The organism is Pseudomonas sp. GB2N2 (assembly GCF_054897705.1).
Window position 1 is genome coordinate 5,420,000 of record NZ_CM142701.1, and the last position, 20,402, is coordinate 5,440,401.

Below are 20,402 nucleotides of genomic sequence, written 5' to 3' on the forward strand. Positions count from 1 at the left end.
GTCAGATCGCTGAGCCGAGTTGGAAAATGGGCAGGTACATCGCAACCACCAGGCCGCCGACGATAACACCCAGCACCACCATGATGAACGGCTCCATCAGGCTGGTGAGGTTATCGACCATGTTGTCGACCTCGGCCTCATAGAAACTCGCGACCTTGTCGAGCATGTCATCCAGTGCGCCAGACTCTTCACCGATGGCCGTCATCTGGATCGCCATGTTCGGAAAAATGCCGGCGGTGCGCATGGAAAAATTCAGCTGCATCCCCGTCGATACGTCCTGCTTGATGCGCAGCACCGCCCGCTTGAACACAATGTTGCCGGTTGCGCCTGCCACTGATTCCAGCGCTTCCACCAGCGGTACACCGGCGGCGAAGGTGGTCGACAGCGTACGGGCATAACGGGCCACGGCGGACTTGTACATCAAAGTGCCCACCAGCGGCAGTTTCAGCAGCCAGGTGTCCGTCCAGTCCCGAAAACCCTGGGATTTCTTGAAGGCGCGGCGCACACCGAAGATCGCCGCGATGATTGCCCCCAATATCAGCCACCACCAGTCCTGCAGGAATGTCGAAAGGCTGATGACCATTACCGTGAACGCCGGCAGTTCGGCGCCAAATCCCTTGAACACCGACTCGAACTGCGGCACCACCTTAATCAGCAAAATCCCGGTGACAATGATTGCGACGAACACCACGGCCAGTGGATAGGTCATGGCTTTCTTGATCTTGGCCTTAAGGCTCTCGCTCTTTTCCTTGTAGGTCGCGACCCGCTCCAAAAGGGTGTCCAGGGCGCCCGCCTGTTCGCCGGCGTCCACCAGGTTGCAGTAGAGCTCATCAAAATACTGCGGCTTTTTCCTCAGGGCGGCGGCGAAGCTGTTACCGGCGGCGACTTCCTGTTTCACCTCATCCACCAGTTTGCGCATGGCCGGATTTTCGAAGCCTTCGCCAATGATGTCGAACGACTGCAGCAACGGCACGCCGGCCTTCATCATGGTTGCCATCTGCCGGGTGAACAGGGCGATGTCCTGGGCCTTGATGCGCTTGCCCAGGTTGAAAATCGACACGGATTTCTTGCGCACCTTGCCGGGGTTGATGCCTTGCTTGCGCAGTTGCGCCTTGATCAACGCCGGGTTCTGACCGCTGAGTTCGCCGGCCATTTTAGTGCCTTTCTTATCGGTGCCTTCCCAGGCATACACACTGATTTTCGCTGCTTTGACCGCCATGTTCAGTCCTTGGTGACCCGGTTGATTTCTTCAAGGCTGGTGATGCCTTGCATGGCCTTGATCAGCCCCGAAGTACGCAGGTCGTTGAAACCGTCTTTGCGCATCTGAATATCGATTTCCAGCGAGTTGCCCTCGGCCATGATCAGCCGCTGCAAATCGGGCGTGTTCTTCACCACTTCATAAATCCCCACGCGCCCTTTGTAGCCACCGTTGCAGTGATCGCAACCGACCGGCTCGTAGATTATGAACGAGCCGATGCGCTCCTCGGGAAAGCCTTCCTTGATCAACGCTTCGCGGGGAATGTCGATGGGTTTTTTGCACTCGTTGCACAACTTGCGGGCCAGGCGCTGGGCGATGATCAGGCTGACCGAAGTGGCGATGTTGAAGCCCTGGATGCCCATGTTGTGCAGGCGGGTCAGGGTTTCGGCGGCGCTGTTGGTGTGCAGGGTTGAAAGCACAAGGTGACCGGTTTGGGCCGCCTTGATGGCGATCTCGGCGGTTTCCAGGTCGCGGATCTCGCCGACCATGATCACGTCCGGGTCTTGCCGCAGGAACGACCGCAGCGCCTGGGGAAAGCCCAGTCCCTGCTTGACGTTGATATTGACCTGGTTGATGCCTTCCATGTTGATTTCCACCGGGTCCTCGGCGGTGGAGATGTTGATGTCCACGGTGTTGAGAATATTCAGCCCGGTGTAGAGCGACACGGTCTTGCCCGAACCGGTGGGGCCGGTTACCAGGATCATCCCTTGCGGTTGCTTCAGCGCGGCCATGTACAACGCTTTCTGGCCGGGCTCGTAGCCGAGGGCGTCGATGCCCATTTGTGCGCTCGACGGATCGAGGATCCGGATCACCACTTTCTCGCCCCACAGCGTCGGCAGCGTATTGACCCGGAAGTCGATGGACTTGCTCTTGGACAAACGCATTTTGATGCGCCCGTCCTGGGGTTTGCGTCGCTCGGAGATGTCGAGGCTGGCCATGACTTTCAGGCGTGCGGCAATGCGGCTCGCCAGCTGGATAGGGGGCTTGGCGACTTCGCGCAGCATGCCGTCGGTGCGCATCCGCACGCGGTAGGTTTTTTCGTAGGGCTCGAAGTGCAGGTCGGAAGAACCGCTTTTGATCGCGTCGAGCAACATCTTGTGGACGAAGCGCACCACGGGGGCGTCATCGGCATCCTGCCCGCCGCCGGTGTCCTGTCGGTTGTCATCGACGGACTCGATGTCTACGCCATCAAGGTCAACGTCGGCCATGTCTTCTAGGCCAGTGCTGTGACTGTCGAAAAATTTGTCGATGGCGTCGCTGAGCTTGTCGTCTTCCACCAGGATGGCTTCGGTATTGAGCCCGGTGCTGAACTGGATGTCGTTGATGGCCTGGTGGTTGGTCGGGTCGGACACGCCGACGAACAATTTATTGCCACGCCGCCACAGGGGCAAAGCGTGATGCTGGCGCACCAGTTTTTCGCTGACCAACCCTTTGGGCTGCGATTCTTTATCCAGACAGTGCAGGTCGAGCAGCGCCATGCCGAAGTGCTCCGAGGCAATCTCGGCCACCTGGCGACTTTTTATCAGTTTGTTCTGGACCAGATAGCTGACCAGAGAAATTTTATGGCGTTGGGCTTGCTGATACGCCTGTTGCGCGCTTTTTTCAGTGAGCAGTTCGGCCAGGACCAATTGTTTGGCCAGACCGCTAAGGGCGATGTCATTCATGGGGATACCGGACGCAGACAGTTCATGACTTATAGCCTAGTCAACGGTCGGAACCAAACCAGCGCTGCTCTGGTGACAAAAAGTGTCAGTTAGTACGGATTCTCGGGATGGAAAACGGCGCAGCGTGGGTTTTGTGCCTTGCGAATAGGGGTAGAAGCATTTGGCACAGGATGTGCTGGGAGTATTTCAGATCATGAGATATCGACTCATGCATGGAGCTTGTCTATGAATACTCAGAAAGGTTTTACCCTTATCGAACTGCTGATCGTCGTGGCGATCATCGGGATCCTGGCGACGTTCGCCATTCCGGCGTACTCGAAGTATCAGGCGAAGGCAAAAGTAACTGCCGGCATTGCAGAGGTATCCGCTCTCAAGCCTTCTTTTGAGGATGTGATCAACGCCGGTTCCGCTGATGCGACCAACGCCAACGTAGCTGCCGGGGTGGCTGCGACTCAGAACTGCACCCTGACCGTGGCAGGCACCGTGGCTGACGGTAAAGGCACAATCACTTGCAAGCTGCTCAATGCGCCTGCACCGGTTCTGGGCCAGACCGTTACGCTGACTCGCGACCCGCTAAAAGGCTGGACTTGCGCTTTTACCGGTTCGAAAGATTTCACGACGACCAGTTGCCCTGGCGTCTGATCTGACTGGCAGAATCAGTACCCCGCCTTTAAGCGGGGTATTTTTTTGCCCGGCGTTCCCGACGGTTACCCGGACAAAGAGAAATCCTCGCAAATTCATGGCCTTAGGCCCACGCCAAAACCTGCAACTTGCATGTACATATTTTCAAAGTCATGCAATTTGCATGATTCCGGGAATTAATCATTTTTATAACTTATTGATTTATATAGTTTTATTGTCTGTTCCGAAGTTGGCACACCGTTCGCAATATACACAGTAACCCTGCTGACAAGACACGCAGCAGACTTTCCAGAAAAACAGGAGTTACTCGTATGAAGAAGTTCGCTATCGCTGCCGCTGCTGCTACCGCGCTGACCCTGACCATGGCCAACGCTGCCTTTGCACAGACCCAGGCTACCCAGGCGCCAATGACCCTGGCTGCCGGTGAAATGACCAAGGCTAAAGAAACCACTTCCGATACCTGGATCACCACCAAAGTCAAAAGTGACCTGGTAACTGAAAAAGGCATTCCTGGTACCGATATCAAAGTCGAAACCAACAAAGGTGTTGTATCGCTGTCGTCGACTGTAGCTGTCACCGAAGCTCAGAAAACCACCGCTGTAGCCATCACCAAGAAAATCAAAGGCGTCAAAGCGGTCTCCGCTGACGGCCTGAAAGCCGAGTAAGGCACGACTTCTCGCCTGGACCGGGAGAAGGTGCGGTAGACGAGCCGAGTCATACGTCTGCTGCCACTTTGGAGTTCATGCGACGGCCATAAGGATGTGGCCATTACAGGCCCCTGACATTCGTGTCCGGGGCCTGTTCTATTCCGGGCCCGCAAAACAAAACTGTAGGAGCGAGCTTGCTCGCGATGGGCGTGAACGATAACGCCTGTTCTCTGGATTAACGGGTCGTCCGGACGTTTTTCGCGAGCAAGCTCGCTCCTACAGAATTTGCGCGCGGGTCAGTTACCGCGCTTGCTGGTGATCTTTCGCAGGCGATTGCCTTCAAACCGCAGGTACTGATACATGCCGCTGTTCGGTCCGTAGGTCCATTCCTCGACCTGGAACTCTTCCCGTCGGTTGGCGCTGCGCTTGTAGCCCAACGGATCTCGACTGACCGGCTCACCGCACTTCTGCAGTACCTCGCTGGAGCGGTCGCCGACGCTGACCAGTTGACTGCCGCAGCGCAGAGTATCGGCGGCCGAGGCCTCGCTGGCGACCATCGCCAATGTCAGGCCAAGCAGCAAACGTCTGATCATCATTCCGCATCCAGATGCAAAGGCGTCACCACTCGACCGTCACTTTCCGCTTCGCCCAGGTTGGCATCGACGAAGTACACGCGGTCGTCTGCCAGTTGGCCCTTGTCCACCAGATAGTCCTTGATGCTGCTGGCCCGGTCCTGACCCAGTTGGCGCAACAGCACATCGCTGGAACTCCAGAACTTGATCACGTCCGCGCGCATTTTCGCGGTGCGTTCTTCCTTGCCCAGGTCTTTCCATTCAGCCGGTGGCTGGTTCTTCAGGCGGGTCCGGTAGATCCCTTCCAGCAACGGACCTTTCTCGCCGTCCGGCACTTCAAGCAGGGACGCTTGCGCCGGCACCTTGTCGCCGCGACGCTGGAGCATTTTGTAGTAGTTGTACTGGTATTCCCGTTCCAGGCGTTGCTCGGCGATCAGTGGGCCATCGCTGCTTTTCGCAGCGGTGCCTTCGATTTCCAGACGCAGTGCCGGACGTTCCTTGAGGGCCTGAGACAGTTTGACCAGTGAGGCTTCGGCCTCTTTGCTCAGATCACTGGAGCCCGCCGCAAACGACACCGTGCCCAAGTCTTCAGAACCCCCGCCACTGATCAGCCCGCCAATCATCTTGAACGGTGCGGCAGCGGCTTTGACGATCAGGTTGCGCAGGGTCTGCCAGACAATCGGCATCACACTGAATTGCGGGTTATTGAGATCGCCGGTCACCGGCAGCTCAATGGAAATCTTGCCGTCGACGTCCTTGAGCAGCGCGATAGCCAGCTTCAGTGGAAGGCTGGTGGCGTCCGGGCTGTCGACTTTTTCGCCGAGCTGCAATTGCTCGACCACCACTTTGTTTTCCGCCTTGAGCTGGCCTTTGGTGATCAGGTAATGCAGGTCGAGATTGAGCCGGCCCTTGCGGATACGGTAGCCAGCGAACTTGCCGGAGTAGGGCGTCAGCGTGGTCAGTTCGACGCGTTTGAAACTGGTCGCGATGTCGAGGCTGGCCATCGGATCGAACGGATTGACCGCGCCTTTGATGGTCACCGGCGCGTAGCGATCAACCTTGCCCTTGATGTCCACGGTTGCCGGTTTTGCCTGGCGGCTGTCGATCGTGCCGATCTGGCCGTTGAGCTGTTGCACGGCGGTGGCAAAATTCGGGGTCAGGCTGAAGTCGGCAAAGTTGGCCGAGCCATCGTTAATCGCGATGCCGCCGACGTGGATGCCCAGTGGCTTGTCCTTGCTGGCCGGTTTCGCCGCAGCGGTCTTGGCGCCGGAATCAGCGGGTTGCGGAATGAGCAGGTCGTCGATGTTGGTGGTGCGGTCATCGTTGATCATGAAGCGCACATAGGGTTGGAACAGGTTGACCTTGTCGATCGACAGGCTGTCGCCGTGCTGATAATTCAGGCCTTCGACCACCACCTGCTGCCACTTGAGAAAGTCGCGGGTTTTCAGGGTGTCGAGGGTGTGCAGTTGATCGATCTGCGCGCGTCCGGTCACGCTCAGTGCAAGTGGCTCGGTGCTTTTCAGGTTGACCGCCAGATCACTGCCGAGCATGCCGCTGCGCAGTTCGAGGCGAATGAACGGGTTGATGTAGGACTGGGCGACCCGCAAGTCGATGTCCTTGGTCTGCACGTTGAGCTTGGCACTGACCGGGGCCAGGTTGACCTCACCGTTCGCTGTGATCTTGCCTTGCTTGCCCACGCCTGTGTCGAGCTTGAGGCTGAAAGGCGAGCCGTTGAGGCTGTCGAAATTTTGCAGGTCCAGGTTCAGCGGGCTCAGGTCCAGCGTCACAACGGGTTGCGCTTTGCGGTCGGCCAAATGCACCTGGTAATCGCGTAGTTGCACGTCTTTCAACAGTACCTGCCAGGGTTTGCTGGCGGCGACGGGCTCTTTTGGCGAGTCGGCAGCCGCTGGCGTAGCGACGGGTTCGGCTTTGGCTTTGGCGGCTGCCTTGGTCGGTTGGCTGGCGAACAGTTTTTGCCAATCGAGCTGCCCGTCAGCTTCGAGCGCTGCCCAGGTTTCCAGTTTATTGCTGCGGATCTTGCCGACTACGACTTGCTGTTTGGCCAGATCGACTGTGGTGTCCGTCACGTCCAGTCGTTCGAGTTTCACCAGTGGCCGACCGTCCGGGGCCTTGATGGCGAAGGGGGCGACGCTGACCGCGACGTTACTCAACAGCAGTTCGGTTTCTTTGGAAAGGTTGAGTTTGTAATCGGTGCTGAGGTTCAGGACGCCGCTTTCAAGATCCAGCGGCAAGGCGTCACGTACGTAGGGCCAAAAGGCTTTCATCTTGCCGTCGGTAACTTTCAACTTACCTTCGGAGGCGAACGGAATCAGGCTGAAGTTGCCCGTCCAGTCGATTTGCCCACCACCCGGGCCGACAGCGACCAGGGTCATGTCAGCGTTATCTTCTGGCAGCGTGCTGAGGTTGTTCAACTCGAAATCGAGTTTGTCGTAGAGAAACTCGATGGGTTCGCTGGGCCGTGCATCCTGGAAGTGCACATAGCCGTCGGCCAGTTTGATCCGCTCGATGCGCATCGGGAACGGTTTGGCGTTCGGGTCGGCCGGGGTCGGTTCGCTGGCGGGGATTTTGAACAGGCCGAGCAAATTGAGTTTGCCGTCCTTGCCGAAAAGGATTTCGGTCTTGGGTTTGTCCAGCTCGATATCGGACAGGTGCAGCGCTTTGGTCCAGAGACTGTCGATCTGCAGATTGGCGTACAGGCGTTCGAAACCAACCTGTTCCTTGCCCGGCTCGCCGATGACCAGGCCCCAGAGGGTGACTTCAAGGCTGAACGGGTTCAGTTCGATCCGCTGAATGCTCGCGGGTGTAGTGGCGTAGTTGGCCAACTGTTGGTTGGCCACTCGCAACGCGATGCCCGGCAAAATCAGAAAACCCAGCAGGCTGTAGAGGCCCAGTGCAGTCAACAAGGCGCCGATAGCGCGAATCAATCCTTTGGGCATGTGCGGCTTCATCTGTCTGAATCGGAGTGCCTTGGAGTATGGCACGCGAAACCGGTTCCGAAGTCACCAAGCGTTATAGGATTTATCTGAAAGTGTCGGTGAGTTTCAAAGCTGCAGGATCAGGGTTTTAAGCGGAGGCTGTTGATCCATGGACGGGAAATCGCCCCCCGGTTTCATCACGGTCCATTCGCGCACAGGGCGCCCGGCTTTTTCTGCGCAGCGCAGAACCTGTTCGCGCCAGTCGTCCAGGCTGACTTTTGAGAGGTTGTTGCAGCAGATCAGCACGCCGTCATCGGCGGTGGTCAGCAGCGCGGGTTTGAGCAGGCTTTGATAGTCGCGCAGCAGGTCAACGGTGCCGAATGCGCTTTTGGCCCACGCCGGTGGGTCCAGCAAAACCAAGTCGTATTGCCGTTGCTCCAGGCGTTGATAGCTCGGTAATTTCTGCCCGCGACGCTGGCTGATCGGCAGGCCGGCCAGTTGGCGGATCGCCGGGAAATAATCGGACTGGATGAACTGCATGGTCGGCAACTGCGGGTTGAGCAAGCCGTTTTCGCGGCCAACCGCCAGATTCCCCTCTGCGAAATCGAGGTTGCACACTTCGCGCGCGCCGCCGGCCGCCGCGCTCAGGCCGACGCCGCAGGTATAAGCGAACAGGTTCAGCACGCTTTTGTTCTGGCTGTGGTCCTTGACCCAGCCGCGGGTGTTGCGCAGGTCGAGGAACAGCAGCGGATCCTGACCGGCGTGACGGCCGCGCACCCGGTAATTCAGGCCCCATTCGTGACCGACCAAATCCTGCAGGGCGGCTTCGTCGGCGCGGTAGACGGTGTCGTCACGGTCAATACGCGAGTTGCCCCGGGAACGGTCGTTGTACACCAGCAGCGTGTCGAGGCCCAGGTGTTGGTTGATTGTCTCGTGCAGTTGCAGCAAGTCGTCACGTTCCAGTGCCTGGTGAAAACTTTGCACCAGTAATTGCGGGCCGTAGCGGTCGATGGTCAGACCACCGGCGCCTTCCTGGCTGCCATGGAACAGACGATAGCAATTGGTGCCTTGCTGATGCAGTTCGGCAAGCAGGTCTTGACGATGTTCGAGGGCGGCGCGCAGCGCCTGAATCAAGGAAGACATGCAGGGCGCCTTGCAGGAGGGAATTTGGCGCGGGAGTTTAGCAGTTACGGAGCTGCATGCTGCAAGCCTGAAGCCTGAAGCCTGAAGCCTGAAGCTCTGAGCGTCAGCCCAGCCCCATCCGGCGCTTGGCCCGATGCACCGAGCCGTTGCGCACCGCCCAGCGCAGTATCGGCGCGCTGCGGTTGACGCTGGCGCGGATCAGCGTGCGTTGCAGCGAGCCCTGGCGCACGCCGAGCATGTCGCTGGCCCAGTCCGGCAGCAGGTCGATGCCCGCCTGCATCATCAATCCGCCAAAAGGCTTGGCCAGGCGGCTGGGGGAGGGCGCGTCCAGCAACAATCGCAGCACCTCGCGACTGCGCTCGTCACACAGCAATTGCGGGCGGATGCGCTCCAGGTAGTCGGCAATTTGCTGCCGTGATCGAGGCACGTCCCGGGCGCCGAGGCGTTCGGCCACGAGCGCGATTTCGTCGTAATAGCGATCCTGGTCGGCCGCCGACAAATGCGGATTGCGATAACGCAAATGCGCCGCGAGGAAGTTGCTGACTTCGGCCACGTGCACCCACGTCAGCAGATCGGGATCACTGGCGGCATAAGGCCGGCCATCCGGCGCGTTGCCGGTCACTTGCAGGTGGATGGTCCGGACTTTTTCGATCAGCCAGTCGGCGTCCCGGCGCGAACCGAACGTGGTGCCGGAAATGAACTGCCCGGTACGCCGTAAACGTCCGAGCATGTCCTCGCGAAAGTTCGAATGATCCCAGACTCCGGCCAGCGCCAAGGGGTGCAGGGCTTGCAGCATCAGCGCACTGATGCCGCCGACGAGCATGCTGCTGAAATCGCCGTGAACCTGCCAGCTCACCGAATCGGGACCGAACAGGCCGGGATCGCCCTTGGGATTTTCCAGGTCGAGCTTGCCGAGTGACAGGCCGGTGAGGCTCATGACCTGGGTTTCGATGCGGCTGCGGATGAATTCCATGGCGACTCAGTGATGAAAATAATGGGCGCCGGTGCCCTTTTAGGAGCGAGCAAGCTCGCTCCTAAAAGGCCAAGGTGTTACTGGTTCAGGCGTTTATCGACCAGTTCCTGCACCACGCTCGGATCGGCCAGGGTCGACGTATCGCCCAGGCTGTCCAGTTCGTTGCAGGCAATCTTGCGCAGAATCCGCCGCATGATCTTGCCCGAGCGTGTTTTCGGCAAGGCCGGTGCCCATTGAATCAAATCGGGTTTGGCGAAGCTGCCGATTTCCTTGCTGACGTGGGCCAGCAGTTCTTTCTTCAGCTCGTCGCTGGGCTCGGTGCCGTTCATGGGCGTGACGAACGCGTAGATGCCCTGGCCTTTGACGTCGTGAGGGTAACCGACCACGGCCGCCTCGGCGATGCTGTCGTGAAGCACCAGGGCGCTTTCCACTTCGGCAGTGCCAATGCGATGTCCGGACACGTTGATCACGTCGTCTATGCGCCCGGTGATCCAGTAATCGCCATCCTCATCGCGGCGAGCGCCGTCGCCGGTGAAGTAGTAACCAGGATAGGGTTTGAAGTAGGTGTCGACCATCCGTTGCGGGTCGCCATAGACGCTGCGGATCTGCCCCGGCCAGCTCGATTTTATTGCCAGCACGCCACTGCCGGCACCTTTGATTTCCTTGCCGGTTTCATCCAGCAACACCGGCTGCACCCCAAACATCGGTTGGGTGGCACAGCCGGGTTTGATTCGTTGCGCACTGACCAGCGGGCTGAGCATGATGCCGCCGGTTTCGGTCTGCCACCAAGTATCGACGATCGGGCAACGCTGTTCGCCGACGGCATTGAAGTACCAATCCCATGCTTCGGGGTTGATCGGCTCACCGACACTGCCGAGTAATCTGAGGCTCGCCCGCGACGTTTCCTTCAACGGTTCAGGCCCTTCGCGCATCAGCGAACGCAGGGCGGTAGGCGCGGTGTAGAAGATGTTCACGTGGTGCTTGTCGATCACCTGCCAGAAACGCGAGCTGGTTGGATAGCTCGGCACACCTTCGAAGATCAGCGTGGTCGCGCCGTTGGCCAGCGGGCCGTAGACAATGTAACTGTGGCCGGTGACCCAACCGACATCGGCGGTGCACCAGAAGACTTCGTCGTCGCGGTAGTCCAGCACGTATTTAAAAGTCATCGCCGCGTGCAGCAGGTAACCGCCAGTGGTGTGCAGCACGCCTTTGGGTTTGCCGGTGCTGCCGGAGGTGTAGAGGATGAACAGTGGGTCTTCGGCGTCCATCGGTTCGGGCGGGCAATCGTCGCTGACGTCGCGCAGGGCCTGGTGATACCAGAGGTCGCGACCTTCGACCCAATTCACCTCACCTTGGGTGCGCTCGACGACGATCACGGTGCTGACGTTCGGGCAGCTTTGCAGCGCCTTGTCGACCTTCTCCTTGAGCGGGACGAATTTGCCGCCGCGTACGCCTTCATCGGCGGTGATCACCGTGCGGCAGTCGGCATCGAGAATCCGGTCGCGCACGGAGTCCGGTGAGAACCCGCCGAACACCACGGAGTGCACCGCACCGATCCGCGTGCAGGCGAGCATGGCGTAGGCCGCCTCGGGGATCATCGGCATGTAGATGCACACGCGATCACCTTTCTTCACGCCACGGCTTTTCAGCACATTGGCGAGGCGGCAAACGTTGTGATGAAGTTTCCGGTAGGTGATCTGTGCCGACTCGGCGGGGTCGTCGCCTTCCCAGATGATTGCGATCTGCTCGCCGCGTTTTTCCAGGTGCCGGTCGATGCAGTTGTAACTGACGTTGAGCTTTGCGCCGGCGAACCAGCTGGCTTCACCGGTTTTCAGGTCGTAGCGCTGGACCGTGTCCCAAGGGGCGCTCCAGTCGAGAAAGCGCGAAGCCTGTTCCGCCCAGAACGTGCTGGGGTGCTCGATGGATTCGCGGTATAGACGTTTGTAGTCGTCTTGGCTGAGGTGTGCGGCCCGGCGGACGGCATCGGCTTTGGGGAACGTGCTGATATCGAACATGACGGTTCCTTATTCTTGTTTGCACCACAAGAGATAAAGATGCGCCGAGTGAAGACCCGGTTCAAGTCATACACAAACAACTGTGGGAGCGGGCTTGGTCGCGAATACGGTGTGTCAGTCAACATAAATGCCGAATGACACACCGCCTTCGCGAGCAAGCCCGCTCCCACATGGGATAACTGGGGCGGGTTATCCGCGGTGACGGCCGCGGAAGTAGTTGATCAACCCTTGGGTTGAAGCATCGTCAGCCGGGGTTTCTTCGCTGCCGACCAGACGGTTGTAGACGCCTTTGCCCAGCTCCTTGCCCAGCTCTACGCCCCACTGGTCGAAAGCGTTGATGCCCCAGACGACGCTTTGCACGAAGACTTTGTGTTCGTACATCGCCACCAGTGCGCCGAGACGACGCGGGCTGATGCGTTCGACCACCAGGGTGTTGCTCGGACGGTTGCCCGGGATCACCTTGTGCGGCGCGAGTTTCTGCACCTCGTCCTCGGCCATGCCTTTGTCACGCAGCTCGGTTTCCGCCTCGGCGCGGGTCTTGCCGAGCATCAGTGCCTGGCTTTGCGACAGGCAGTTGGCGTACAGCCACTGATGGTGATCAGACACCGGGTTGAAGCTGACGATCGGCACGATGAAGTCGGCCGGGATCAACTGGGTGCCCTGGTGCAGCAACTGGTGATAAGCATGCTGACCGTTGCAACCGACGCCACCCCAGATCACCGGGCCGGTGTCGGTGGAGACTGGCGTGCCGTCCTGGCGCACGCTCTTGCCGTTGGATTCCATGTCCAGCTGTTGCAAGTGCTTGGTGATGTTACGCAGGTAGTGATCGTATGGCAGGATCGCGTGGCTTTGCGCGCCCCAGAAGTTGCCGTACCACACGCCGAGCAACGCCAGCAGCACCGGCATGTTCTGCTCGAACGGCGCGCTCTGGAAATGCTGGTCCATGGTGTAGGCACCGGACAGCAGTTCCTTGAAGTTGGACATGCCGATGGCCAGGGCAATCGGCAGACCGATGGCCGACCACAGCGAATAACGACCGCCGACCCAGTCCCACATCGGGAAGATGTTTTCTTCGCGAATCCCGAAAGCCACCGCCGCCGCGTTGTTGCTGGAGACTGCGATGAAGTGGCGGTACAGCTCGGCTTCCGAACCGCCCTGAGCCAGATACCAGGCGCGTGCAGCCTGGGCGTTCTTCAGGGTTTCGAGGGTGTTGAAGGATTTCGACGAAACAATGAACAGCGTCGTCTCGGCGCGCAACTTCATGGTCAGCTCGTGGAACTCACTGCCATCAATGTTCGCCAGGTAGTGGCAGCGCACGCCTTTTTGCGCGTAAGACAACAGCGCTTCGGACACCAGCTCGGGGCCGAGGAAGGAGCCACCGATGCCGATGTTCACCACGTCGGTGATCGGCTTCTCGGTGTAACCGCGCCACAGACCGTCGTGGATGCGGCCCACGAGGTCGGTGATCTGATTCAACACCTTGTGAACTTCCGGCATCACATTGACGCCATTCACCGACAGCTTGTCGCCGACTGGACGACGCAGCGCCGTGTGCAGGGCCGGACGACCTTCGGAGGAGTTGACGATCTCGCCTTCGAACAGCGCCGTAATCGCGCCCTTGAGGTCGACTTCGTTGGCCAGGCCCACGAGCAGGTCGCGGGTCTCGGCGTTGATCAGGTTTTTCGAGTAGTCGAGAAACAGACCGCAGCTGCTGAGGGTGAATTGCGTAAAGCGCTGCGGATCGGCATTGAAAGCCTCGCGCATGCTGAAATCCTGCATGGCTTGGCGGTGGTCTTTCAACGCTTGCCAGGCGGGCAGAGCGGTCACATCGTGAGGAGTGCGGTAGTACGCCATCGCTGCGGGTTTCCTTTTTACTTGAACGGCCTTTTGAACACTAAAAATCCCGGAACGCTGCGGGTGGGCGTCCGGTCAACTGCGTCGACACGATTTCATGGCACAGGGCGAATACAGTAAACCTCGCGCTGCGATCTGTCTTGACTTTGTCTGACCCGTTCCCGGTACTTTTTTATACCTGTAGCAGGGAACGGCCCGACAAACGGAAGAACGGCTCGATCAGGCGACCTGAACCGGAATGGCATTGCTGGTGTGACTCAGCTCGTTACCCGGGGCCATGTAGAGCATGCGCGGCTTGAAGTTGAGCAGTTCGGCTTCGCTGTAGTGAGCGTAGGCACAGATGATCACGCGGTCACCGACCTTGGCCTTGTGCGCGGCGGCACCGTTGACCGAGATCATGCGCGAACCGTCTTCGCCACGAATTGCATAAGTGGTGAAGCGCTCGCCGTTGTCGACGTTGTATATCTGGATCTGTTCGTATTCACGGATACCGGACAGGTCTAGCCATTCGCCGTCAATGGCGCAGGAACCTTCGTAATCGAGAACAGCGTGGGTGACTTCGGCGCGATGCAGCTTGGCCTTGAGCATGATGGCGTGCATGAGTGTTTCCCAGAAGATTTGTCGTGTTCAGGCAGGGGCGTCGAGGTTCAGGTGCAGGTTGTCGATCAACCGCGTGGTCCCGAGGAACGCCGCCACCAGAATCACCAGGTCCCGATCTTGCGCAGTCGCCGGACGTAGCGTCAGCGCATGGCGGATTTCCAGGTAGTCGGTGCGCAGACCCGCCGCTTCCAGCTGTTTGATTTGCCCGTCGATCAGCGCCGGGAAATCCCGCTCACCGTGTTTAATGGCGTCGGCAATCGAGGCCAGCGTGCGATAAACAACCGGCGCCACAGCCCGCTGTTCTTCGCTGAGGAAACCATTGCGCGAAGACAGTGCCAGGCCGTCCTCTGCCCGAACCGTCGGCTCGCCGATGATCTGCACCGGCATGTTCAAGTCGTGCACCAGCGCGCGAATCACCGCCAGTTGCTGGAAGTCTTTCTGGCCGAAGATCGCGAGGTCCGGCTGGACCATGTTGAACAACTTGCTGACCACCGTCGCCACGCCTTCGAAGTGCCCCGGGCGGCTGGCGCCGCACAGGCCTTCGGACAGTTGCGGAACGCTGACGAGGGTCTGGCCGGTCATGCCGTCGGGGTACATTTCTTCAACGGTTGGCGCGAACAACAAGTGGCAACCGGCCTCGAGCAGTTTTTCCTGATCGGCTGCAAGCGTGCGCGGGTATTTGTCGAGGTCTTCGCCGGCGCCGAATTGCAGCGGGTTGACGAAGATGCTCGCGACCACGAAATCCGCCCGTTGCGAGGCTTTGTTAATCAGCGCGATATGGCCAATGTGCAGGTTGCCCATGGTCGGAACCAGGGCGATGCGCTTGCCTTCGCTGCGGGCACGGGCCACGGCGGCCCGTAACTCGCGTACGGTTTTTACGGTGTTCATGCAGAGAATCCGTGTTCGATACCTGGGAAAGTCACTGCTTTGACTTCAGTGACGTAAGCGCTCAGGGCCGACTGAATGCTGGTCTGGCCGTTCATGAAGTTTTTCACGAATTTCGGTACGCGACCCGTGATCGACAGGCCGAGCATATCGTGCAACACCAGCACCTGGCCGTCGGTGGCGCTGCCGGCACCAATGCCGATCACCGGAATGCCCACTGCCTGGGTAATCTCCTGGGCCAGTTCGCTCGGCACGCACTCGAGCAACAGCATGGCGGCACCGGCCTGTTCCAGGGCGATGGCATCAGCGCGCATCTGCCGCGCCTGGTTCTCGCTCCGGCCCTGAACTTTGTAGCCACCCAGGATGTTCACCGATTGCGGGGTCAGGCCCATGTGCGCGCACACCGGGATACCGCGCTCGGCCAGCAGACGGATCGAGTCCGCCAGCCACAGCGCGCCTTCAACCTTGACCATGTGCGCACCGGCCTGCATCAGCGCGGCGCTGTTGATCATGGTTTGTTCAAGGGTGGCGTAGGCCATGAAGGGCAGGTCGGCGAGGATCAATGCGTCGCTGTTACCGCGTTTAACGGCTGCGACGTGGTAGGCCATCTCGGCCGTGGTCACTGGCAGGGTGCTGTCGTGACCTTGCAAGACCATGCCGAGGGAGTCGCCCACCAACAGCACTTCGACGCCAGCCTCGTTGCAGGCATGGGCGAAGGTTGCGTCATAGCAGGTCAGCATGGTGATTTTTTCACCTTTTTGCTTGAGACCTTGCAGCGTGGTCAGGGTGATGGCTGGCATGAAAAGTTCCTCATTCAGGCGCTGTGGAAACTACTGCGAGTAACGCGCGTGATTCTTCGTTAAATACAGGCGCACGGTCTGTTGTCGTGCTTTTAAGGCCTGAATTGCGCCCTTTAGCGCCGTGTTGGCGGCAGCGGGACGCCTATAGTCGTGAGGAGAACTCGGGAAGTCAATTGCGTGTGTTACCGCGTTGTTACGTGGGGGGTGTTACCGGGGTTACTGATCCGATTCAGCAAGCCGCGCACCTGTGTCCCACACAAAACAAATGTAGGAGTGACCTGCTCGCGATAGCGGTTTTACATTCAACTTCGCTGGTGAATGTTAAACCGCTGTCGCGAGCAGGCTCACTCCTACAGGAATTTTTGCTAATGGGAGGGGAGGCGTTCCAGGCCGACGAACGGGCAGGCTGCAAGTAATTCCTGCAAGCTGCGACCATCCGCCAAGCGCAAATCCGCAGGCGCCAGCTCGGCCAGGGGATACAGAACGAAGGCGCGTTCCTGCAAATGGTAGTGGGGAACCTTGAGGCGCGGTTCGTCGATCAGCCGATCACCAAACAGCACAATGTCGAGATCCAGCGTGCGCGGCCCCCAGCGTTCCAGGCGTTCGCGGCCCTGTCCAATTTCGATGGCTTGCAGCGCATCCAGCAACGCCAGTGGCGCAAGCGTGCTGTCGAGGGCGGCAACCGCATTGGTGTAGCGCGGTTGGCCGGACAGCAGTGAATCACTCTGATAAAACGCGGAAACCCCTATCAGTTCGGTCTGCGGCAACTGCGCCAGCGCCTCGACGGCGCTGCGCAATTGTTCGGCGGGGTCAGCCAGATTGCTGCCCATGCCGATGTAGATGCGCTCCATGTTTACTCGTCCGTCGTGCTCGACGCGCCGGCTGCACGTTTGCGCTTGGCGCCACCGCTGCGCCGGCGTTTACGTGGAGCGCCGCTGCCGTCTTCCTTGCCGCTGAGGTCGCGGATCATGTCGCGACGTTCACTGTCGTTGGCGTCCTGATAGTCCGTCCACCATTCGCCCAGGCCATCAGTCTGCTCACCTGCGCTTTCACGCAGCAACAGGAAGTCGTAACCGGCGCGGAAACGCGGGTTGTCCAGCAGCAGGTCGGCACGTTTGCCGCTGCGGCGTGGCAGGCGTTCCTGCATGTCCCAGATTTCGCGGATCGGCATGGTGAAGCGTTTTGGAATCGCAATTCGCTGGCATTGTTCGGCAATCAACTCGTGCGCCGCTTCCTGCATCGCCGGGATCGGCGGCATGCCGCGTTCTTGCAGGCGCAGGACGCGAGCCGGCAGGGCAGGCCACAGCAAGGCTGCAAACAGGAACGCCGGAGTCACCGGTTTGTTCTGCTTGATGCGCAGGTCGGTGTTGACCAGCGCCTCGCTGATCAGGGTGTGGGTGTACGTCGGATTGTATTCCAGCGCTTCGGCACTGGCCGGGAACAGCGGATCGAACAGCTGCAGGTCGACCAGCATCTCGAAGGTGTCCGCGGCGTGGCCGGAGAGAAACAACTTGAGCACTTCTTCGAACAGGCGCGCCGAAGGAATTTCACGGAGCATCGGTGCCAGTTCGCGGATCGGCTGGGCACTGTGTTTTTCGATGCCGAAATTCAGCTTGGCGGCGAAACGCACGGCCCGCAGCATCCGTACCGGGTCTTCCTGGTAGCGCTGTTTCGGGTCGCCGATCAGGCGGATCAGGTGATTGCGAATGTCGTGCACGCCGTTGGCGTAATCGAGAATGCGCTCGCTGACCGGGTCGTAATACAGGGCGTTGATGGTGAAGTCGCGACGTTGCGCATCTTCTTCCAGCGTGCCGTAGACGTTGTCGCGCAAGATGCGCCCGCTCTCGTTTCGGGAAGACTGGTTGCTGTCTTCCTCTTCGTCGTTTTGCGGGTGATTGGCGCGGAAAGTCGCGACTTCAATGATTTCGCGGCCAAAGTGGATGTGCACCAGCTTGAAGCGGCGCCCGATGATCCGCGCATTGCGGAATTCGGCGCGGACCTGTTCAGGGGTGGCACTGGTGGCGACGTCGAAATCTTTCGGCGTGATGCCCAGCATCATGTCACGCACACAACCGCCAACCAGATAAGCCTGGTAACCGGCGTTCTGCAGGCGTTCGACGATATTCACCGCGTAACGGCTGAATTGCGCCTTCTGCAACGAATGTTGGCCGCTATTGAGCACTTCAGGCGTGCTGCGGATGTGTTGCGTATGACGCTTGGGAGAACGGAATGACTGGAACAACTTCTTCAGCATGGGATGCACTGTTTGAAGGAATGTTCGGCCATAACGAAGAATGACCGCATGATGGGCGGGGATTCTAGCATTTAGTCGGGGGATGGTGTAGGAAGCTGCGCAAGCGCGTGAAGGGCATGTCTGGCGCTGGCGTGGACGCCAGAAACTACAAGGGGAGCCGAAGCTCCCCAAGAAGTAGTTGCATGTCTATTTTTGTTATTGGTTTCGGGCTTTTTGTTTTTGTTGAGTGCCCGCATCATGAAGCTTTCCTTCATGACCCTCCCAATCGGGAGCCAAGAGCAAACGGATTGCTTTGGTCGCTGTGCTGCAGTGATCTTGCGATCCAACCAGTTCAGGCTCTGTCTTAAGACAGTTTTTGTTGTTCTCGGCCTGGTCGTGGGGCTAGCCCCAAATACAACGCCTCTCCAAAAGAATCAGTTAGCTGCGCCTCATGCCGTCTTGTTTTTATTGTGCGTGAGTCGATTCGTCTTATTTTTATTGTCTTGTACATTGCTTGTTATTGTTCTTGTATCAAACATATAGCAGGGTGCGTGCCAACTTTTGCGAAGCCCAGCAAAACAGGGGGTTAAGCCTTCTGAGCGCCTTTTTCGAGGCCCAAAAAAACCGGGGCTTCGTTACCGTAAGCCCCGGCCTCTGTTACGTGAAAAGACTTGGGTAACAGTTTTTTCACAAAGTGACGTGTTACCCCCACACGGTACAGGTGGGGTTCAGCTCTCGCTGGCCACCCCGGTCTTGCGCCGCGGGATACCCAGGCGCTGACGACGTTCCCACAGGCACTTGCGACTGACCCCGAGTTTGCGTGCCAGCTCGGTTTCGGTCATGTGGTCCTGATGCTCGAGAACGAAGTGCTGGAAGTAGTCTTCCAGCGACAGGTCTTCGGTTGGCTCGTGGCTGCTGTTACCCGTGCCGTTGCCTTGCTGCGGGGGCAGGCCGATGAAATCGTCGTCCTGCAGATCGCTCAGCTCAATGTCGATACCCAACAGCTCGGCGGAAATTTCCGGGCTTTCGCACAGAATAACCGCACGCTCGACCGCGTTTTCCAGCTCGCGCACATTGCCCGGCCAAGAGTAATGACGAATCGCCTGCTCGGCGTCCGGGGCAAACTTCAGGTCGGTACGGTTGACCCGCGCGCTCTGCCGTGCCAGGAACGCATTGGCGATTTCGTTGACGTCGGCACCGCGCTCGCGCAGGGCCGGCAATTTCAGAGCGATCACGTGAAGGCGGTAATACAAGTCTTCGCGGAACTGGCCGATCTTGGCCAGGCTTTTGAGGTCGCGGTGAGTCGCAGCGATCAAACGCACATCGACTTTCTGCGACTGCACCGAACCTACCCGACGAATTTCGCCTTCCTGCAGCACGCGCAACAGTCGAGCCTGGGCTTCCAGCGGCAGTTCGCCGATTTCATCGAGGAACAGGGTGCCGCCATCGGCCGCTTCCACCAGCCCGGCACGCCCGGCACTGGCGCCGGTAAACGCGCCTTTTTCGTGGCCGAACAGTTCGGACTCGATCAGGCTTTCCGGAATCGCCGCGCAGTTCACCGAAATCATCGGCGCCTTGGCGCGTTTGGACAGATTGTGCAAGGCACGGGCTACCAGTTCCTTGCCGGTGCCGGACTCGCCCTGGATCAGGACGTTGGAGTCGGTTGGTGCCACTTTGCGGATTTTGCTGTACAGATCCTGCATCGGTGGGCAGGAACCGATGATGCCAATTTCGCCATTGCTGTTATCAACGCCCGGTTTCGCCGAGCCATTGGCGGCTTTGCCGACGGCAGGTTCACCGCTGGTTTGCACTGATTGCCGGTCCCGCAGGATGCGCGCGACGGCCTGGAGCATTTCGTCGTGGTCGAAAGGCTTGGCGATGTAATCCACCGCGCCCATCTTCATGGAGTCGACCGCCGAACGCAGGCTCGCGTAGCTGGTCATGATCAGCACCGGCGTGCCTTGGCCAAGTTTGATCAACTCGGTGCCCGGTGCGCCCGGCAGGCGCAGGTCACTGACGATCAGGTCGAACGTGGGAATGGTGAAGCGTTCTTGTGCTTCCTGCACGGAACCGGCTTCGCTGACCTGGTACTGGTTGCGTTCCAGCAGGCGGCGCAAGGCGGAGCGGATAATTGTTTCGTCTTCGACGATCAAAATGTGCGGCATTGATTCGATACTCTC

At 59.1% G+C, this 20,402-nt stretch carries 16 protein-coding genes; 2 read left to right on the forward strand and 14 right to left on the reverse strand.

Going from position 1 to position 20,402, the window contains the following annotated elements; all coding sequences use genetic code 11:
• Position 1: 1 nt before the first annotated feature.
• On the reverse strand, positions 2-1,219 hold the full coding sequence (locus tag ACYZT4_RS25180) for a type II secretion system F family protein (RefSeq protein ID WP_461983618.1): 1,218 nt from the start codon (positions 1,217-1,219) through the stop codon (positions 2-4).
• Positions 1,220-1,221: 2 nt separating this feature from the next.
• The gene (gene pilB / locus ACYZT4_RS25185; RefSeq protein ID WP_461983620.1) at positions 1,222-2,922 is read right to left on the reverse strand and encodes a type IV-A pilus assembly ATPase PilB; all 1,701 of its coding nucleotides are present in this window, start codon (positions 2,920-2,922) and stop codon (positions 1,222-1,224) included.
• Between the two features lie 225 nt (positions 2,923-3,147).
• On the opposite strand from pilB, the gene ACYZT4_RS25190 reads away from it, so the two are divergent.
• The gene (locus tag ACYZT4_RS25190; RefSeq protein ID WP_461983621.1) at positions 3,148-3,564 is read left to right on the forward strand and encodes a pilin; all 417 of its coding nucleotides are present in this window, start codon (positions 3,148-3,150) and stop codon (positions 3,562-3,564) included.
• A gap of 311 nt (positions 3,565-3,875) precedes the next feature.
• The gene (locus tag ACYZT4_RS25195; protein ID WP_461983623.1) at positions 3,876-4,229 is read left to right on the forward strand and encodes a BON domain-containing protein; all 354 of its coding nucleotides are present in this window, start codon (positions 3,876-3,878) and stop codon (positions 4,227-4,229) included.
• A 278-nt stretch (positions 4,230-4,507) separates the two neighbouring features.
• On the opposite strand, the gene ACYZT4_RS25200 is transcribed toward ACYZT4_RS25195, so the two are convergent.
• From ACYZT4_RS25200 to ACYZT4_RS25255, 12 genes are all read right to left on the reverse strand, one after another.
• Entirely contained in the window at positions 4,508-4,804 is a 297-nt protein-coding gene (locus ACYZT4_RS25200; protein ID WP_461988799.1) for a DUF2845 domain-containing protein, read from the reverse strand.
• Positions 4,804-7,752 (reverse strand): DUF748 domain-containing protein, encoded by a 2,949-nt coding sequence (locus ACYZT4_RS25205; protein WP_461983624.1) that lies wholly within the window; start codon positions 7,750-7,752, stop codon positions 4,804-4,806. Before ACYZT4_RS25205 ends, ACYZT4_RS25200 begins: the two co-directional genes overlap by 1 nt.
• Before the next feature lie 93 nt (positions 7,753-7,845).
• Complete coding sequence (locus ACYZT4_RS25210) at positions 7,846-8,862, reverse strand: class I SAM-dependent rRNA methyltransferase (RefSeq protein ID WP_461983626.1); 1,017 nt, start codon at positions 8,860-8,862, stop codon at positions 7,846-7,848.
• A 103-nt stretch (positions 8,863-8,965) separates the two neighbouring features.
• Positions 8,966-9,835, reverse strand: coding sequence for an oxygenase MpaB family protein (locus tag ACYZT4_RS25215; protein WP_461983627.1), 870 nt, complete (start codon positions 9,833-9,835; stop codon positions 8,966-8,968).
• A 77-nt stretch (positions 9,836-9,912) separates the two neighbouring features.
• Entirely contained in the window at positions 9,913-11,850 is a 1,938-nt protein-coding gene (gene acs / locus ACYZT4_RS25220) for an acetate--CoA ligase (protein WP_461983628.1), read from the reverse strand.
• A 189-nt stretch (positions 11,851-12,039) separates the two neighbouring features.
• Positions 12,040-13,704 carry a glucose-6-phosphate isomerase gene (pgi, locus tag ACYZT4_RS25225; protein ID WP_461983630.1) on the reverse strand — a complete coding sequence of 555 codons (1,665 nt, stop codon included), beginning with the start codon at positions 13,702-13,704 and terminating at the stop codon, positions 12,040-12,042.
• A gap of 219 nt (positions 13,705-13,923) precedes the next feature.
• On the reverse strand, positions 13,924-14,304 hold the full coding sequence (panD, locus tag ACYZT4_RS25230; protein WP_461983632.1) for an aspartate 1-decarboxylase: 381 nt from the start codon (positions 14,302-14,304) through the stop codon (positions 13,924-13,926).
• 27 nt (positions 14,305-14,331) lie between these two features.
• Positions 14,332-15,192: a pantoate--beta-alanine ligase gene (gene panC, locus ACYZT4_RS25235; protein WP_461983634.1), complete on the reverse strand. Its 861-nt coding sequence runs from the start codon at positions 15,190-15,192 to the stop codon at positions 14,332-14,334.
• On the reverse strand, positions 15,189-15,989 hold the full coding sequence (panB, locus tag ACYZT4_RS25240) for a 3-methyl-2-oxobutanoate hydroxymethyltransferase (protein WP_461983636.1): 801 nt from the start codon (positions 15,987-15,989) through the stop codon (positions 15,189-15,191). The genes panC and panB overlap by 4 nt, the downstream gene beginning before the upstream one ends.
• A 365-nt stretch (positions 15,990-16,354) precedes the next feature.
• Positions 16,355-16,840 (reverse strand): 2-amino-4-hydroxy-6-hydroxymethyldihydropteridine diphosphokinase, encoded by a 486-nt coding sequence (gene folK / locus ACYZT4_RS25245; protein ID WP_461983638.1) that lies wholly within the window; start codon positions 16,838-16,840, stop codon positions 16,355-16,357.
• A gap of 2 nt (positions 16,841-16,842) precedes the next feature.
• Positions 16,843-18,243, reverse strand: coding sequence for a polynucleotide adenylyltransferase PcnB (locus ACYZT4_RS25250; RefSeq protein ID WP_461983640.1), 1,401 nt, complete (start codon positions 18,241-18,243; stop codon positions 16,843-16,845).
• Between the two features lie 707 nt (positions 18,244-18,950).
• Positions 18,951-20,387 carry a sigma-54-dependent transcriptional regulator gene (locus tag ACYZT4_RS25255; protein WP_461983642.1) on the reverse strand — a complete coding sequence of 479 codons (1,437 nt, stop codon included), beginning with the start codon at positions 20,385-20,387 and terminating at the stop codon, positions 18,951-18,953.
• Positions 20,388-20,402: the final 15 nt, after the last annotated feature.